This window comes from Candidatus Saccharimonadales bacterium (assembly GCA_035697325.1).
Taxonomy (GTDB): Bacteria; Patescibacteriota; Saccharimonadia; order Saccharimonadales; family Saccharimonadaceae; genus JALRBM01.
On the sequence record DASSDB010000002.1, the window covers coordinates 478548 to 494119 of the forward strand.

Annotated in this window: 20 protein-coding genes; 15 read left to right on the forward strand and 5 right to left on the reverse strand. The window is 46.5% G+C overall.

Annotated features, from left to right (window positions below; translation table 11 throughout):
- Window positions 1–12: 12 nt before the first annotated feature.
- Window positions 13–1155: a hypothetical protein gene (locus VFH06_03060; protein HET6747056.1), complete on the forward strand. Its 1143-nt coding sequence runs from the start codon at window positions 13–15 to the stop codon at window positions 1153–1155.
- A 357-nt stretch (window positions 1156–1512) separates the two neighbouring features.
- Here the strand turns inward: VFH06_03060 and VFH06_03065 are convergent, their stop codons facing one another.
- Window positions 1513–1905, reverse strand: a complete 393-nt coding sequence (locus VFH06_03065; GenBank protein ID HET6747057.1) for a hypothetical protein — start codon at window positions 1903–1905, stop codon at window positions 1513–1515.
- A 160-nt stretch (window positions 1906–2065) separates the two neighbouring features.
- Here VFH06_03065 and VFH06_03070 point away from each other — a divergent pair, with 160 nt between their 5' ends.
- From VFH06_03070 to VFH06_03085, 4 genes are read left to right on the forward strand one after another with little or no spacing between them, the layout of a single operon-like run.
- A complete protein-coding gene (locus VFH06_03070; protein HET6747058.1) occupies window positions 2066–2509 on the forward strand; it encodes an NUDIX hydrolase in 444 nt (147 codons plus the stop codon).
- 4 nt (window positions 2510–2513) lie between these two features.
- A complete protein-coding gene (locus tag VFH06_03075; protein ID HET6747059.1) occupies window positions 2514–2801 on the forward strand; it encodes a hypothetical protein in 288 nt (95 codons plus the stop codon).
- Complete coding sequence (locus VFH06_03080; GenBank protein HET6747060.1) at window positions 2746–3036, forward strand: hypothetical protein; 291 nt, start codon at window positions 2746–2748, stop codon at window positions 3034–3036. The genes VFH06_03075 and VFH06_03080 overlap by 56 nt, the downstream gene beginning before the upstream one ends.
- A 1-nt stretch (window position 3037) precedes the next feature.
- A complete protein-coding gene (locus VFH06_03085; GenBank protein ID HET6747061.1) occupies window positions 3038–3562 on the forward strand; it encodes a GrpB family protein in 525 nt (174 codons plus the stop codon).
- Between the two features lie 4 nt (window positions 3563–3566).
- On the opposite strand, the gene VFH06_03090 is transcribed toward VFH06_03085, so the two are convergent.
- A complete protein-coding gene (locus VFH06_03090) occupies window positions 3567–4001 on the reverse strand; it encodes an NUDIX hydrolase (GenBank protein HET6747062.1) in 435 nt (144 codons plus the stop codon).
- A gap of 92 nt (window positions 4002–4093) precedes the next feature.
- Between VFH06_03090 and VFH06_03095 the strand changes: the two genes are divergently transcribed.
- From VFH06_03095 to VFH06_03105, 3 genes are all read left to right on the forward strand, one after another.
- Window positions 4094–4474 carry a DUF1428 domain-containing protein gene (locus VFH06_03095; protein HET6747063.1) on the forward strand — a complete coding sequence of 127 codons (381 nt, stop codon included), beginning with the start codon at window positions 4094–4096 and terminating at the stop codon, window positions 4472–4474.
- Between the two features lie 120 nt (window positions 4475–4594).
- Window positions 4595–4870: a hypothetical protein gene (locus VFH06_03100; GenBank protein HET6747064.1), complete on the forward strand. Its 276-nt coding sequence runs from the start codon at window positions 4595–4597 to the stop codon at window positions 4868–4870.
- Window position 4871: 1 nt separating this feature from the next.
- Window positions 4872–5321, forward strand: coding sequence for a hypothetical protein (locus tag VFH06_03105; GenBank protein ID HET6747065.1), 450 nt, complete (start codon window positions 4872–4874; stop codon window positions 5319–5321).
- On the opposite strand, the gene VFH06_03110 is transcribed toward VFH06_03105, so the two are convergent.
- On the reverse strand, window positions 5322–5807 hold the full coding sequence (locus tag VFH06_03110; GenBank protein ID HET6747066.1) for a DUF4385 domain-containing protein: 486 nt from the start codon (window positions 5805–5807) through the stop codon (window positions 5322–5324).
- A gap of 20 nt (window positions 5808–5827) precedes the next feature.
- Entirely contained in the window at window positions 5828–6277 is a 450-nt protein-coding gene (locus VFH06_03115; GenBank protein ID HET6747067.1) for an SRPBCC domain-containing protein, read from the reverse strand.
- Between the two features lie 125 nt (window positions 6278–6402).
- Here VFH06_03115 and VFH06_03120 point away from each other — a divergent pair, with 125 nt between their 5' ends.
- From VFH06_03120 to VFH06_03140, 5 genes are all read left to right on the forward strand, one after another.
- Complete coding sequence (locus VFH06_03120) at window positions 6403–6732, forward strand: PadR family transcriptional regulator (protein ID HET6747068.1); 330 nt, start codon at window positions 6403–6405, stop codon at window positions 6730–6732.
- A 9-nt stretch (window positions 6733–6741) separates the two neighbouring features.
- Complete coding sequence (locus VFH06_03125; protein ID HET6747069.1) at window positions 6742–7572, forward strand: pentapeptide repeat-containing protein; 831 nt, start codon at window positions 6742–6744, stop codon at window positions 7570–7572.
- 146 nt (window positions 7573–7718) lie between these two features.
- Window positions 7719–8111, forward strand: coding sequence for a hypothetical protein (locus VFH06_03130; protein HET6747070.1), 393 nt, complete (start codon window positions 7719–7721; stop codon window positions 8109–8111).
- A gap of 145 nt (window positions 8112–8256) precedes the next feature.
- Window positions 8257–8895 (forward strand): DUF4389 domain-containing protein, encoded by a 639-nt coding sequence (locus VFH06_03135; protein HET6747071.1) that lies wholly within the window; start codon window positions 8257–8259, stop codon window positions 8893–8895.
- A 103-nt stretch (window positions 8896–8998) separates the two neighbouring features.
- Entirely contained in the window at window positions 8999–9970 is a 972-nt protein-coding gene (locus VFH06_03140; protein HET6747072.1) for an acyl-CoA desaturase, read from the forward strand.
- A gap of 152 nt (window positions 9971–10122) precedes the next feature.
- Here VFH06_03140 and VFH06_03145 read toward each other — a convergent pair whose 3' ends face one another.
- Entirely contained in the window at window positions 10123–11001 is an 879-nt protein-coding gene (locus tag VFH06_03145; GenBank protein HET6747073.1) for a hypothetical protein, read from the reverse strand.
- Window positions 11002–11203: 202 nt separating this feature from the next.
- Here VFH06_03145 and murF point away from each other — a divergent pair, with 202 nt between their 5' ends.
- On the forward strand, window positions 11204–12562 hold the full coding sequence (gene murF / locus VFH06_03150) for a UDP-N-acetylmuramoyl-tripeptide--D-alanyl-D-alanine ligase (GenBank protein ID HET6747074.1): 1359 nt from the start codon (window positions 11204–11206) through the stop codon (window positions 12560–12562).
- Between the two features lie 21 nt (window positions 12563–12583).
- Window positions 12584–15550: a class I tRNA ligase family protein gene (locus VFH06_03155; GenBank protein ID HET6747075.1), complete on the forward strand. Its 2967-nt coding sequence runs from the start codon at window positions 12584–12586 to the stop codon at window positions 15548–15550.
- The last annotated feature ends 22 nt before the right edge of the window (window positions 15551–15572 follow it).

Consider the following 15572-nt stretch of genomic DNA (forward strand, 5'->3'; position numbering starts at 1 on the left):
AAAGGAACGAGAGTGCAGCAATATATATCGACTTTATATGCTTTAGAACATTTTAGCGACCAAAGCGCTTTTGAAAGACTGGCTTTGGATATTTTGAATTTATCTGGCAATGCCATCGCAATTCCCATGGCAAATCGAGGCGGCGGAGACGATGGACAGGATATAGTCTATACAAATCCCTCTAATGAAAAATCTTGCGTATTTGTTAGCCTAGAGAAAAAAGGATTAACAAAGTTTAAAAAAGACGCAGCTAAACATAAAAAGGGGGAATATAGAGAATATTCTTACTTTACTACTTCGTATATATCTTACCCTAGTAAAAAGAAGATAACACAAATTGCCTTGGACGATTTGGGTGCAATTATTCATATCTATGATATCGAAACACTCCGTAGTCTACTGGATACAATATATACAAATTTACGCTCAAGCTACTTAGGGGTAGACTCAGTACAGCAATCCAACTATGAGATCACGTCTAGTCACACTAGACAATATGGTGCTGTTATCTTAGAAAGGTCTGCCCAAGACCTATACGAAGCTACGAGAAATAAGTTTGCTTTTAAAAGCAGTATGGCGAACGCAATTCCAGTCTCACTTACAGCTTTTGGTGGTATACGCTCAACTGAGGAAATATTAAACGGTATTAAATATTATCAGCAGGAAGTTGATGAGTTTAACAAGAATTTATCTAACTTATACTCCTTCACTTTAATCGTACAATCAGATATATATGATGAAAACGTGGAAGTGCAAATTACTAGCAAAGATGACATTTATTTTTCTTTTGAAGAAGAGAAACTTGATCAACCTGTTGCACCTGAGTTATCGCAATACAAAGAACTCTTTCCTAATATAGCTCCTGTCATGCCAGGTTTAACTAATTTTACTTCCGCACATAGAAGTAGGAATGAATTCTTTGCAACTTTGAGTGAAGACGGAAAGGTAATAACGTCAAAAATTGACATCATTAATCCTAATCAGCCGAAAGAACTTTTCGATGAACGAATTTTTTTTAAAAACCCGAATAATCTACAAAGGATAAAATTAAGTTATATTGTTTATTCTAAACATTCTAAGGTGCACGAACAAGAATATATACTTGATCTTAAGGACACCGAACTAATTGAGTTTAAGCCTGATTTCGAATCATAACTCTACAAGTAGTCCATGGCATGACAAAAATGAGGCACTATTACCTACAGGTTAATAAATAATCATAATGTCGCTGCTTCTTTCTTCGGGTATTTGCAGCGTAGGTAGGTGCTGTTTAGAAATAAGCCATTCAAAAAGTTTAAGTAGATTCTGTTCCGTCGCACCAAGAACTAATTCATTGGCCTTTAAGAACCCGTCCCAGGGTTCTTTTAGTTTATAAGTAACTTTTTACCCCTGTTTGAATAACGTATCATGATCGTAGTGCTTTATCTAGCTCTGGATTTTTGACCAAATGCGAAGTGGCAAATTGAGCGATTACTACGCGGCTGTGAGCCGCGTAGTAATCGTAGCCTCTAACTATGCGATACAGCGAAGTTGGTCCGCCGCTTCTGGCGAAGCCTTCAGAGCCTTTGCGAGGAGAAACAGGCCATCTGTCTCAGGGCTGACTTCTGTGAGTGGTTTGCCGTCGATAGAGAGCACCGTGAAGGACACCGGATAGATAGTCTCCTCGGCTTCCTGTGCTGCCACCGTGATGTTCGCATTGCAGCCTGGGATACGAACATTCGACATCCACCTCCCATCCTTGTAGTGGGGCATGCCCCATACCTCGTATCCGGCTGCCCTGGTCAATCGCGTCAGCACGTTCTGCTGCTCGACTGGAGCGATGACATCGTTGCCGCATGCAGCAGTCACTAGCAGCAGGCTCAGTAAAACAAAAAGGCGTTTCATGCGTACCTCTCGTAGAAACATAGTTAACCGGCAAATGCTACTATGACATAGAATAGGACAAAGCGAAAGAGGATATAAATAACGTCGATCAAATACAAATCTGGTAACAAGTGGTTTTTACTTACCGCGCCAAGAGAGACTTTTTAAGTTTCGGAAGGTCTTTTTTGTTATGATGGAGAATATGGCAAAGCGATATACCGAGGAACAGAACAGACAGTGGCAAGCAAGTCTTCCTAAAAAGAAAGTTGCCGTGAAGGTTATCCTTAAGTCAGACAAGGGTAATATTCTTCTTGTAAAGCCAGGCTATAAAGATACTTGGCAAATGCCTGGCGGGGGCGTTGAAGAGTTTGAAGATCCTAAAGTGGCGGCTATTCGCGAGACTGAGGAAGAAACAGGCATTAAGATTGAAACACGCGATCTGCGACTTCTAGATAGTATCTTTAAGGCAAAGGAGGATTATTTATTTCTTCTTTTTGAATATGCAAAACTACTTCCCGAGAATGAGGATTATAGTGTAGAAGACGAAGAGATTGAGGAATATAGATTTATGCAACCATCGGACGTTACTAATTTCCTTCCTGGGTACTATACGGAAGCTTGGAATAGTTACATGAGTAGAGGCTAGCTCTATGTCGCTCATTCTGATTACGGGCATATCTACATCAGGAAAGTCCTCTATTGCTGAAGAACTCGTCGAACGTGGGTTTGAGGCATACGATACAGAACATAACGGCATTAGTGCCTGGTTCAATAAAGAAACAGGTGAGAGAGCTGCTGAATTTGGACAAGTAGCTGATCGAAGCAAAAAATGGATGGATCAGCACGAATGGCGCATGTCAATGGACTGGGTAAGGCGAAAAGTTGAGGAGTCAACGAACAAACAAATCTTTCTTTGCGGTGGGTGTCAACGAGCCTGAAGTTCGAGAGTTATGCGATAAAGTTATCTGGCTAAAAACCGATGAGGCGACCATTCGTTCACGAGTCAATAACCCTCGTGATCATACCTATGGTACGCAACCTCACGAATTAGAAAGCATTCTTGAAGGGAATAAGCGAAAAGAGATCGAGTATCAAGAATACGGTGCAATTATGGTAGATGTTAGGCGGCCTTTCGTGAAAGTTATTGACGAAATCCTCGTAAAGGCTATTTGATATGAGCATTGGACTAGAGCGAGGCACTGTCCGGTTACAAGCATATGATCCTAACTGGGCAATTGAATTTGAACGGGAAAGGCAAAGGTTGCTAGATGTATTTGGAGATAGGCTGATTGCTATCGAGCATATTGGAAGTACTTCAGTTCCAGGTCTACCCGCAAAGCCGATCATTGATATGATCGCTGCCATTCGTTCGTTCGATGAATTAGAAAACTTTGTCGAACCACTCCAGGAACTTGGCTATGAATACTCGCCAGAGAGAATGTTTACTGACAGGAAGTTCTTTCCAAAAGGCCCTCACTCTAGTCGAACACATCATCTTAATTTCGTTTTAAACGATGATGCTAACCAGTGGGCGTCACCGTTGCTATTTCGAGATTACTTAAGAAATCATCAAGAGGCTAGAAATGAGTATGCTCGACTAAAGTTTTTGCTTGCTGGGAAATATAGCAACGACAGAGAAATGTATACAAAATCAAAAAGTGATTTTATTCAACGAGCGTTAAGTGTAGCCAGGTTGTAGACGGCTAATCACTAAAAATTACACCTACGAGTTTTCTTTTATCGTAAGATGTATGGAGCTCCTGATTTAGGAATTCCTCTTTTGTAAACCATTTCCACTCGGAAACATGCTTTGTTTTCCTTATAGAAGCTTCGGGTATGAAAACTTTGAAGAAGAGATTCATTCGAGGTACGGCATTCACGACGTTACCAATATTGTAATATACGATTTCAAAATCAGATGATACATCGCTCGCGGGTACGCCCAACTCTTCTTCTATTTCGCGTGTGACCGTTAGTTCAATCGACTCACCATGATCTATGCCACCACCTGGGAGTGCCCACCAATCATCGTCAGCTTCTTTCACAAGCAATATCTTATTGCCATTAACAATGAGTACTCGTGCAGCTACACGATACAAACAATCATCTATTTCATTTAAGCGAGGGTCTATATTCATTCCCTCATCTTAACAGGTTGCTCGATAAGCTAAAACTTTACTCTAAATGCTAAAATCATAAAGGATATAACTTTAAGCAAGGAGTGGATAAAATGGCTAAATATGTTGATGGATTCGTTTTGGTAGTGCCAAAGGGTAAGGAAACTGATTATGAAGAAATGGCTAAAATGGGGCGAGATTCCTGGATGAAGCATGGCGCGCTTCAGTACTTTGAATGTAGGGGCGACGACCTTAAGCAACAGGAAATGGGTGACCAAAAATCTCGAGCTTTTCAGGAGATGGCTGGCGCTGGCGGCGATGACAATGTATGGTTCTCTTTTATCGTCTTTAATTCCAAAGAACATCGTGATGAAGTAAACAAAAAAGTAATGGAAGAGATGGACGAGAGTTATAGTGATCAGGTTAATTTCGAAATGCCTAACGACATGACGAAGATGGCGTATGGTGGATTTGAAGTAGCGGTTGAAGGGTAGCCATACACAACAAATCTTCGTACGGCTGGAATAAGCCTGAGGAAGTGCCCCCTAATTGACAGCAATAAAGTCGCCACAGAACGATGGCGACTTTGTTTTTGACATATTGGTGGTGCACCGGTGGGTTATGGTAACAAACCACAACCCACCGGTATTTCCCAGGAATTTCCTGGGAGTTCTAATCCTTGTCTCGGCCAAAACGATCTTCGTATGCTACCGCGCTTCCACGTCGGGGATGATGACCTCCGGCTTGAAGATGACCTTGTAGTGGTCGACACTCACGTTCGCGGCGTCGAGCTGCTCGACGAAGTACGTCGTGTTGTCCGACAGACCGACGAAGTGCTTCTTGTCAATACAAAGAAAAGTCACTTATATCTATTCCCGTATAATAAATAATATGCCTCGTAAAGTTAAAAAGACTCATTCAGCAGCCGAATTCAACCTCGATGTACTGTCGGGTGAATTGGATATGTTTCGTTGGTTCTTGCTCTGTTATCTATTTGGAAAACCGATTCAATCTGGTGTGGCGGTGACGACGTGGAAATTGTTTATAGAAAGAAGGCTCGACACTCCTTGGGCAATTGCCGATGCTTCGGATCGTACACTTGTAAAAACCTTACACGAAGGCGGATACACGCGGTATCAGCATGTTACTGCTGCTGGATTGCATGCATGCACGGAGCAATTAATTCGTGAATATGAAGGATCTCTCTATCTTATGCTTGAGAGCAGCTTTAATGAGGATGAGTTTTCTAAGCGCCTCCAAAAACTATATGGCGTCGGTCCTAAAGTAGCGGAGATTTTTACACGCGAGACAGAAGAAGTATTTGCTAGAAGAGTAGAGTAGCTACGACTTCCGATCCTCTTTGTGTAACTTCATCATCTGCTGATACTCAGGGTCGTTTTTGGCTGTTTCGTATCGTTTATAAAATATACGTGCCGATTCGGCCTTTACGGGATCTTCCTCGCTGCGTGGAAGTTCTTTACGGCCGTGAGCACCACTTTGTCCTTTTTTATCTAAAGGTACCGGTCCTTCATATTTTTTGCCGCCTTTATGGTTCGCGTACCGGCGCGATCTGGTAAATCCCATTTGGAGAAATTTTCGAGCCATATCCATTCCTACAAAATCATGTTGTTTTTTGTATTCATAAAACATCGCAAGTAGTTTATCTGCCGATTTTTCTGCTTTGTCTGGCGTTGCAAACCGCCAATGAGGAAGGAGTTCACTTTTGTACGGTTCTGCGAGCAAGACTCCTTGCTCACCGCGGCCAATTTCGTATGCTTCGGGGTGTTCTCGAAAGTTGATGCTCCAATCCATTGTTGTGTAGGCCATAAGCCTATTATATAACGCGCTTAAGCCTTTGCTTGCTCGCCAAGCCGTTCGAGCAGTTGGCGGGATCCTTCATCGGCGTGAAATTGATTAACGTGCTTGTCTTTTTCTTCCTGTGATACAAAACGCATCTTTAAAGAAAGTTTTGTTTTGCCGGCATTTTCTTGGATGTCGACGACAGATTGGAACGGTGCGAGGTCGAACTGCTCCGAACCTTCATTCGTGTAAATTAGTTGACTTAAGGGGTGGATTTCATCGAAAGTGTAAATGTTCGGATAATCTACACCGTCGGGGCCATGCATAGTAATGCGCATCTTACCCCCAGCCTGTACGTTTAATTCGTCTACAGTGCTAGTAAATCCAGCAGGTCCCCACCATTTAGCGACCTTTTCAGGGTTATTCCATGCATCCCAAATTTCTTGCGGGGAAGCATCGGTCACTACTTCGGCGGTAAGTGTATAGATATCATTCATTATTTTTTGCTCCTTATTTAACCTTTTAGTTAACTATAGCGTGAAATACCTCGGCAAATCAAGAGCTGTTTTATATTTTAATAAAATACCTTGACTGTCATAGTAATATGATATATGATGTAATTATGATAAATAATAAATTATCATCAGATCTGCTTCGTGGACATACGGATACGATTATCTTGAAGCTCCTTTTGAGCAGTGATAAGTATGGGTATGAAATAACGAAACTCGTACAAGAACATTCGAAAGGGCTTTATGAGCTAAAAGAAGCCACAATGTACTCAAGCCTTAAACGCCTCGAGAATAATGGTCACATCGTCTCCTATTGGGGTGATGAAAGTCAGGGTGGTAGGCGAAAGTATTACCGTATGACAGCAAGCGGTCGCGATGTATACCAAGACAATAAACGGAACTGGATTTTTTCGAAGGAAGTTCTAGAAAAATTATTATAAGGAGAAAGTATGGAAAACAAACTCAAAACATTTTTAGATGAAACGTTCAAGCCATATGGCAGCTTTCCGGCACGCGCTGAAGTTGAACAAGAACTCCTCGCAAATCTAACTGAAAAGTTTAATGATTTGAAGCACCAAGGGAAAAGCGATGATGAGGCGTATCGATTAACGATCGACTCATTTGGTGACGTTTCAGAAATAATGGCGGAAGTTCGACGTGCTCCGCAGAGTATAGAAGAGGACGAGCGTTCCGTATCTAAAACGCTTAAAAAGGCTTTTAAGCTAGCAAGACAGAGCCATTCGAAGTTTTCTTCGACCGAACTGAAGCAGTCTGATCTTAGCGGTACACAGCTTGCCGAGGCGGATTTTAGTTTTAGCTCTCTTTCTGGGTCGAATTTTCAAATGGCAGAGCTGACCGGAGCTAAGTTTAGGGGTGCTGATCTTCGCGGCGCTTCATTCGAGAAGGCAAACCTAACAGATGCCATATTTGTAGGCAGTGATGTACAGGACGTTCATTTTGACGATGCAAACTTAACGCACGTGCAGTTTAAAGCAACCGCGATGAAAAATGCGTCATTTAAAAATGCCACATTAGACGGCACGCGCTTTAGCCATTCCGATCTAAGGGACGTATCGTTTGAAAACTTTACTCTCAATAGAACGCAATTTGAGGGTACATCACTTAAAAATACATCTTTTAAGAAAGCCATTCTTAATGACGTCTCGTTCCATCATTCTGATGTGAAGCATACTGTCTTTGACGGAGCAACGATGGATAAGGTTACGTACGCGTTACTAAAGGGCGCTAAGGCCAAGCTCGATAACGTGATTATAAAATAAGAAGGTGCTCTAGGTGAGCTTTATGGCTAAGCCTTTGTGATGGTTATTAAGTAATCACATACTAAGCGTATTCTCACGTTGGACCAACTATCATAATTATTATATTATGATAGTTGCCAGTTGTTTCAGCCAAGACAAGGAGAGCCATGAACGTCAACAGTGGGATGCTTCCTGTGGGCCCGATTTTGTGGAAGCACATCGGACCCTACAAGCGGGTGCTGAACATCGTGGAGAATCCCAGCGTCGGCTTGCTTGCGGCACCGCCGGAAGTGTGCGAACTGATCGATCTCGCGCTGGAGAAGATGCTCCAGGTGACGCTGGATCGCGGAAGTGAGCGGGTGCGGGTATATTGCACGACCTCCGGCCGCAATTTGGTGCTGGGGGTTGCCGACGAAGGCCCGTGGTACGAAGATGACGACCAGCTTGCGTTCGCAGAAGTCATCGACAGAGTTCAGAAGCTATCCGGCGACTTCAACCTCGGAAAACTCGAGAGCGAGGCGGAGACAGCGGTCGAACTCAGGGTGCCTCTCTCCAACTAACCCCGCCAGGGTCGAGAAGCGTACATAAAGTACCTCACTCGTAACCGGGCGGGGTGCTTTATTATAAGATGCTTGCGCTTGAAGTACTTGGGTGCTTAAATAACGGCATAGACGTGTAATTATTGAAACAAAAGGAGTCCGTCTGATGGCAAAAACAAAATCATATCCCGTTAGTCTAGAAATAGAGCATCAGGAAAAGCTCGACCGATTTACATCGTTCTTTCGACTCTTATGGGTTCTTCCTATTCTGGTCGTACTCACGCTTCTTCTTGGTCCGAGTGATGGCGGCAGCATGAACGAAGCTGGAAAAGAAATGGGCAAGAACGGCGGAGGTATCATTGTGGGATTATTTGCCGCGACCGCACTTATGATTTTATTTCGGCAACGCTATCCCCGATGGTGGTTTGACTTTGCACTAGAGTTAAATCGTTTTTCAACACGCATAAGCGCTTATATTTTTTTACTTACCGATAAGTATCCTTCAACGGTTGAAAATCAGTCCGTTCGTTTGGAAATTGAATACCCCGAGGTAAAGCAAGACCTTAATAGATGGCTGCCACTTGTGAAATGGTTGCTGGCATTGCCACATTACATCGTGCTTGCTGTGCTTATGGTGGGTGTGTTGGTAGTGACGATCATCGCGTGGTTTGCGATTCTTTTTACAGGCAAGTACCCGAAGGGAATGTTTAATTTCGTTGTCGGATTCATGCGCTGGAATATGCGCGTGTACGCGTATGCGTTCCTGCTTTCAACCGATCAATATCCTCCATTCAGCTTTAAGTAAGCTTTGCAATAAACTTTGATTATTTTCAAGGCTAAGATACACTGAAGAGGATCCGACGACCGTCGGAAGTACCGAGCTCGAACGAAAGAGTGAGGACGACAAAATGACAACGACTTCTGAAGTCACTCACGACGAAGATGAGGTTCCCCGGGGCAAACCACTCCTGGAAGCGCCGCCTTCGTTCTGGATGCGGGTTCTGGTTGTAGTTTTCGTGGTGGTGCCCTTCTTGGCACTCGCTGCCGCGTTGCCGCTGGCGTGGGTGGCCGGATGGGGCCCTGATCTGCTGATAGTTGCCATGATCGTGGTGATGTATACCATCACCTGCGCGGGAATTGGCGTGGGATTCCACCGCTACTTCACGCACGGGTCTTTCAAGGCCAACCGTGGTTTGCGCATTGCGCTTGCTGTGGCTGGCTCACTGGCTGGCGAGGGTGAGTTGATCCAGTGGGTTGCCGATCATCGGCGGCATCATAAGTTTTCCGACATGGAGAACGATCCCCATTCTCCGTGGCGATTCGGCGGGGGTCCCTGGGGGCTGACGAAGGGGTTGTGGCACGCTCACTGGGGTTGGCTGTTCACACGCGAGCTGTCCAATCGTGAGCGCTTTGCCCCCGATCTCCTGAAGGACAAAGATATCGCGCGCATCGACAAGTTGTTCCCGTGGTTCGTTACGGCCTCCCTTGGGCTGCCGGCGCTCGTTGCGGGGCTAGTGACGTGGTCGTGGCAGGAGGCCTTGTTGGCGCTTTTTTGGGCTGGCATTGTGCGGTTCGCTGTGCTCCACCACGTGACGTGGAGTATCAACTCCATCTGTCACGTGTTCGGTGAGCGGCCGTTCAAGTCCCAGAAGGGCGACAAGGCGGCCAACGTCTGGTGGCTGGCTATCGCTTCTTTTGGGGAGTCGTGGCACAACTTGCATCATGCCGATCCCACTTGTGCCCGCCACGGGGTCGACAAGGGTCAGATCGACATCAACGCCTGGTTCATCCGTCTGTTCGAGAAGTTTGGCTGGGCGACGAGGGTCAAGTGGCCGAAGCCGGAGCGATTGGCCCAGAGGCGCCTGTCGCAGACGGTGTAAGAATTCGGGTGTCGTTATCCAAAAAGGCGTGCGAGAGGTGGTATCACTCTCGCACGCCCATAAAAACTATTATTTCTTCTTCTTGAAAGTATTCCAGACCTTTTGGAAAAGCAGGATGGCGGTTTGAACCACCATCCTGCCTCCTTGTAGTGCTACAGCTCGCTCAGGCTGCCCGCGGACTTCCAGGAGTCGTGGGCGGCGTAGAACAGCGCGATCGGCAGCTCACTGCCCGCCTGGGTGAACCAGCCGGCGAACGGCTGGTCGAAGGTGATGGGCTTGGGGCTCATGCCACGGGTTGCGAAACCAGTGGCGACCTTCGCCCGTGCGCCCTCCTCATTCATCCGCACCTTGAACTGCTGGAACGCCTGGTCGATGTACTGGCTGCCGCAGTTCACGCCGATCATCCACTCCAGCGGCACGCTGGTGGAAATGTCGATCATCGGCACGATGGCTCCGTCGATCCAGGTACGATCGGCCGGACGCTTGTCCGACATCGCTTGCATGGCAAGCTCAAGCAGGTCCAGCTCGTGATCGGGCTGGTCGGCCATCATGACCCAGACAGCCGAACCATCCTTGGTGTCCAGCCGAACCAGGTTGTCCTTCTGGCCCGGCACGTCGAAGACCTCGATGCCGTGATCGGGCACTTCGAAGGCGGGGTAGGGCAAGTCCTTCAGACCTTCGTAGGAGAAGATCATGGTGCGGCTGGCCTTCGCCTTCCATTCCACCAGCATGTCCAGGATCGCAGCGGCACCGTAGCCGCCGTGGCCGATCTCACGGAACATCGGCTCGAAGCCGTTGTCCGTGAGGAACTTGTTGAGGATGGCTGCGTCGCTGGATGCCTCGGTCTTGAGGTCCTTCAGCTCCTCGACCTCCCCCTTGTGCTCGTGGTACCAGGTGAGAAAGCGCTCCTGAACCTCATCGCTCATCGTCTCCCAGGTGGAGCCGTTGCTGATCTCGCCGGCCAGCCGCGTGAGGGCCTTGGCCATGGTGACGGGGTCGAGAGCGATCGTCCGGGAATCGAGCTTGGTCACAATTTACCTCCGGTAGATGACGCCAAGTGCCAGAGTGGCAAATGACTGTCAGTACACCAAACTGATGCACTCGCAGCCATTTGCCACAATCATATGTACTACAAGGAGTCGGAAATAAGCGAACACACTTGCTTCCGACTCCTTACAGAGTTTATAAAGGTACAAAACCAGGCAATTTAAACATATATAATTAGTTGCGTCAATGGCATCACTGTCTGGATTTGTCATGAGGACAAAAACGTTTATTATGAAAGGAGTTATGTTTAAAACCTATGTTCAAAAAAAGCTTGAAAAATATGTACGACAGTACTTTTTAAAACACCCCGAAGTAAAACTTATTGCCGTGGCGGGAAGCGTCGGTAAAACAAGTACTAAGCGAGCTATTGCGACACTCTTGTCGCAAAAGTATCGGGTTGCGATGCACGAAGGCAATCATAATACAGAGATGAGCATCCCCCTGGCTATACTTGGGGTTGAATATCCTGAGAAGGTGAAGAGCGTCGGGGCGTGGCTTTCTGTATTCAGGGCGATGCGCCAGCGAGTCAAGGCACCTACTGGTGTTGACGTTATCGTCGCGGAGCTGGGCACGGATCATCCTGGTGAAATTGCTCATTTTGGCACGTACCTCCAGCCGGATATAGGTGTACTTACAAGTATTACACCAGAACATATGGAATTCTTTAATACTATTGAAGCTGTTGCGGAGGAGGAAATGGGCGTTGCCAACTTCTCTAAGCTCGCACTTATCAATCGAGATGATATCGACAGTAAATTTGCCAGCTTGCTTACGAACAGCAATGTCGATACCTATGGTACGACCGGAATGGCGGAATATCGGTTTGAGATAAAAGATTTTTCGGTAGATGAAGGATATGTGGGCATGGTTATTACGCCCGATTTTGACCAGCCTATCGCGGCGACGGTCAAGGTGGTAGGCGAGCACAGCTTGCGGCCAGCTATGGGTGCTGTAGCGGTGGCAATAAAGTTAGGCCTTGGCCCGGACCAAATTGCAGCGGGTTTGAAGCAGATTCGTGCCGTACCGGGGCGCATGCAAATACTTCGAGGATTAGAGCAGTCGATTGTTATTGACGATACGTACAATTCAAGTCCGTTGGCGGCTAGCTCGGCGCTTCAGACACTTTACGGTCTTCAGGCGCCGCAGCGAATTGCCGTATTAGGGTCAATGAATGAGCTAGGCGCAAGTTCGGCCGTAGAACATGAAAAACTGGGTGCAATGTGTGACCCAAGTTTGCTCGCCTGGGTAGTAACAGTGGGTGAAGAAGCCGAGAAAAACCTTGCTCCGGCAGCTCGCGCTCGCGGTTGTCAGGTGCGAAGCTTTAAAAATGCCATTGAGGCTGGCGGCTTTGTGCATTCGGTAATGGAACGCGGAGCGGCTATTCTTTTTAAAGGTTCTCAAGGAGATATTTATCTGGAAGAAGCGGTAAAAGTAGTGGCGCTAATGACTGAAGATGATAAACTTGTTCGTCAGAGCGATGCCTGGATGGAAATCAAAGACAAGTTTTTCTCGCAATTTGAGGATGCCCCCGTACAACAGAGATAAAGTTTGGTATAATAGGCGCATATGAAGCGCTATAACCCAACCGAAATCGAGCAAAAATGGCAGGACCAATGGGAAAAGGATGGTACGTACACTGTCGATCTGTCTGATCAGTCGCGCCCTAAATATTTTGGTTTTAGCATGCTACCGGGTATTACTGGTGCCGGAATCCACATCGGTCATGGTCGAACATATCAGTTTAGCGATATTAAAGTACGCGCTAAGCGGCAGCAAGGATTCAACGCCTATCATCCTATCGGCTGGGATTCGTTTGGTCTTCCTGTAGAAAATTACGCGATAAAAGTTGGCAAAACTCCCCGCGAAGCACACGATGACGCTAAGGTTAATTTCAAGCGGCAGCTTAAACGGCTTGGGTATAGCTACGATTGGTCAAAGGAGATCAGTACAGCTGATCCAGAATATTACAAGTGGACACAATGGATTTTTAATCAGCTCTATAAGCATGATTTGGCCTATCAAAAAGAAAGCCCGCAGTGGTGGTGTGAAACCGACCAGACGGTCCTTGCGAATGAGCAAGTTGAAGGCGGTAAGTGTTGGCGCTGTGGCAACCCAGTAGTAAAGAAAAACCTCAAGCAATGGTTCTTTAAAATTACCGACTACGCGGATGAAATCTTGGAAGCAACCGACGCGCTCGATTGGACCGAATCGGTAAAAGTGATGCAAAAAAACTGGATCGGCAAATCCGAAGGGTCTGAAATTGACTTTATGCTTCAGTTTGATAATGAAAAGCGCAATGAATGGCGGGATGAAGATGGCAATCCGGCGCATATCACAGTGTTTACCACCCGCCCTGATACGATTTTTGGTGCGACCTGCCTCGTGCTCGCCCCTGAGCACCCGTGGGTGACAGCGGCTCTCGAGCAAACCGACACGCTTCCCGGGATGGAACATGTCCGTGCGTACGTAAAGCAAGCGGCAGCCAAGTCTGAAATTGAACGCATGAACGATACGCGTGAGAAAACAGGTGTCTTTACGGGTGTGCATGCGATTAATCCGGCTACGGGCAAAAAGATTCCTGTATGGGTTGCAGATTACGTATTGGCGGGTTATGGCACCGGTGCGATTATGGCTGTGCCCGCACATGATGAGCGTGATTTTGCTTTTGCGGACAAATTCAAGATCCCTATCGTTGACGTTGTTGCTCAAGATTTTGGTGAGGAACTTCCCGAACCAAAAGAAGTTGAAGGCGTCGTGGTAATCGGGTACGACCCAAAAACTAAGCAATTTATGGGGCTAAAAAATCGTCGGAATGATCGAGGCTGGCTGGTTGCGGGTGGTCGAGAAGACGGCGAAACATTTGAACAGGCGGCATACCGCGAACTTCGTGAAGAGGCGGGGTTTGTTGAAGTTGAAGCTATGATTCCTCTTGGAGCCCCTGTTTATTCGTACTATTACAATAGCAATAAACAAAGCAATCGCCGCTCAAAAGGATACAATTTCTTGGCGATAGTTGATGCGAATAACCAAGGAGAAACGGCTCAAGAAGCGCATGAAGACTTTGAAGTGTACTGGGATACCATCGACGGCCTGAGGCGTCAGACTAATCCTGATGGCGGTGCCGGTCACTGGATGGAGGGAATTGACCGCGCTGCTCAAGCTGCTAAAGCATACGATGCGAATGAGGCCTACCAGGCGCGGCTTTACCACGGTGAGGGTATTTTGGTTAATTCGGGTGAATTTGATGGCATGCGAACCGAAGAGGCTCGTGAGCATATTACCGCATGGCTTGAGCAGCAGGGTATTGGCCGGCTCAAAACAACGTATAAAATGCGCGATTGGCTTATTAGCCGTCAGCGTTACTGGGGTGCGCCAATTCCTATTATCCACTGCGAAAAAGACGGTGCTGTTGCCGTGCCGGATGACCAATTGCCGGTTATTTTACCCGAAGTTGAAGATTACAGACCTAAAGGCGGCACGACCTCTGTGCTTGCCGGTGTGGAAGCTTGGGTAAATACCACGTGTCCTACATGCGGTGGTCCGGCAAAACGAGAGACAGATACGATGGACGGCTATGCATGTAGTAGCTGGTATCCGCTTCGCTATCTTGATCCGTTCAATGACAAGCAAGCTTGGAACCCTGAGGTTGAAAGCTACTGGGGTCCAGTTGATTTTTATAATGGCGCCGACCACGCGGTGGCTCACTTGCTGTACGCTCGCTTTTGGACACGCTTCTTTTATAAGCTCGGTCTCGTCTCTCATCCAGAGCCATTCAAGCGGATGATGTATAACGCGTATATTATGGCGCCCGATGGGCTTAAAATGAGTAAATCGAAGGGTAACGTGATTGATCCACTAGAGATCATGAACAGTGGCTACGGTGCCGATTCGCTTCGTATTTACGAAATGTTCATTGCACCATACGACATGGAGGCGCCGTGGGATACGCGTGGTGTTCCTGGAACATACAGGTTTTTAAACCGGGTATGGAATCTTGTGCAAGAGTATATTGAGGCAGGTGATGTCATCGTCGATGAAAAACATACGGAAGCTATCCTTAAAACCGCTCATCATACCGTTAAAAAAGTAACTGAAGATATTGAAGGTGAAAAGTTTAATACGGCCGTCTCATCCATGATGGAAGCAGTAAATACTTACTACAAATTGAAAGAAGAAAGCCCATTGGGCGTATCGGTAGCATGGACCTTCGCTATTGAAAGTCTCCTTAAGGTACTTGCGCCATTTGCGCCGCACATTACCGAAGAGCTATGGCATCAGCTTGGAAACAATACGACAATCCACATCGACACATGGCCAAGATGGAACAACTCCTACCTCACCACTAGTGAAATGACGATCGTCGTTCAGGTTAATGGCAAGGTGCGGGCAAAGCTTACGCTTCCTATAGAAAGTTCGGAAGGTGAAGTAAAGCAAAAAGCACTTGATGAAGAAAACGTGCAAAAATTTACTGATGGAAAAGAACCCAAGAAAGTGATCTATATTCCTGGCAAACTCGTCAGTATTGTTTTATAGTTCGATTTACTTGAGAAATAGG

Excerpts from the sequence above, each read along its gene's own strand:
- VFH06_03065 (HET6747057.1), bottom strand. The coding sequence starts at position 1,905 with ATGTTTCTACGAGAGGTACGCATGAAACGCCTTTTTGTTTTACTGAGC.
- VFH06_03070 (HET6747058.1), top strand. The coding sequence starts at position 2,066 with ATGGCAAAGCGATATACCGAGGAACAGAACAGACAGTGGCAAGCAAGT.
- VFH06_03075 (HET6747059.1), top strand. The coding sequence starts at position 2,514 with ATGTCGCTCATTCTGATTACGGGCATATCTACATCAGGAAAGTCCTCT.
- VFH06_03085 (HET6747061.1), top strand. The coding sequence starts at position 3,038 with ATGAGCATTGGACTAGAGCGAGGCACTGTCCGGTTACAAGCATATGAT.
- VFH06_03090 (HET6747062.1), bottom strand. The coding sequence starts at position 4,001 with ATGAATATAGACCCTCGCTTAAATGAAATAGATGATTGTTTGTATCGT.
- VFH06_03095 (HET6747063.1), top strand. The coding sequence starts at position 4,094 with ATGGCTAAATATGTTGATGGATTCGTTTTGGTAGTGCCAAAGGGTAAG.
- VFH06_03105 (HET6747065.1), top strand. The coding sequence starts at position 4,872 with ATGCCTCGTAAAGTTAAAAAGACTCATTCAGCAGCCGAATTCAACCTC.
- VFH06_03110 (HET6747066.1), bottom strand. The coding sequence starts at position 5,807 with ATGGCCTACACAACAATGGATTGGAGCATCAACTTTCGAGAACACCCC.
- VFH06_03115 (HET6747067.1), bottom strand. The coding sequence starts at position 6,277 with ATGAATGATATCTATACACTTACCGCCGAAGTAGTGACCGATGCTTCC.
- VFH06_03120 (HET6747068.1), top strand. The coding sequence starts at position 6,403 with ATGATAAATAATAAATTATCATCAGATCTGCTTCGTGGACATACGGAT.
- VFH06_03125 (HET6747069.1), top strand. The coding sequence starts at position 6,742 with ATGGAAAACAAACTCAAAACATTTTTAGATGAAACGTTCAAGCCATAT.
- VFH06_03130 (HET6747070.1), top strand. The coding sequence starts at position 7,719 with ATGAACGTCAACAGTGGGATGCTTCCTGTGGGCCCGATTTTGTGGAAG.
- VFH06_03135 (HET6747071.1), top strand. The coding sequence starts at position 8,257 with ATGGCAAAAACAAAATCATATCCCGTTAGTCTAGAAATAGAGCATCAG.
- VFH06_03140 (HET6747072.1), top strand. The coding sequence starts at position 8,999 with ATGACAACGACTTCTGAAGTCACTCACGACGAAGATGAGGTTCCCCGG.
- murF (HET6747074.1), top strand. The coding sequence starts at position 11,204 with ATGGCATCACTGTCTGGATTTGTCATGAGGACAAAAACGTTTATTATG.
- VFH06_03155 (HET6747075.1), top strand. The coding sequence starts at position 12,584 with ATGAAGCGCTATAACCCAACCGAAATCGAGCAAAAATGGCAGGACCAA.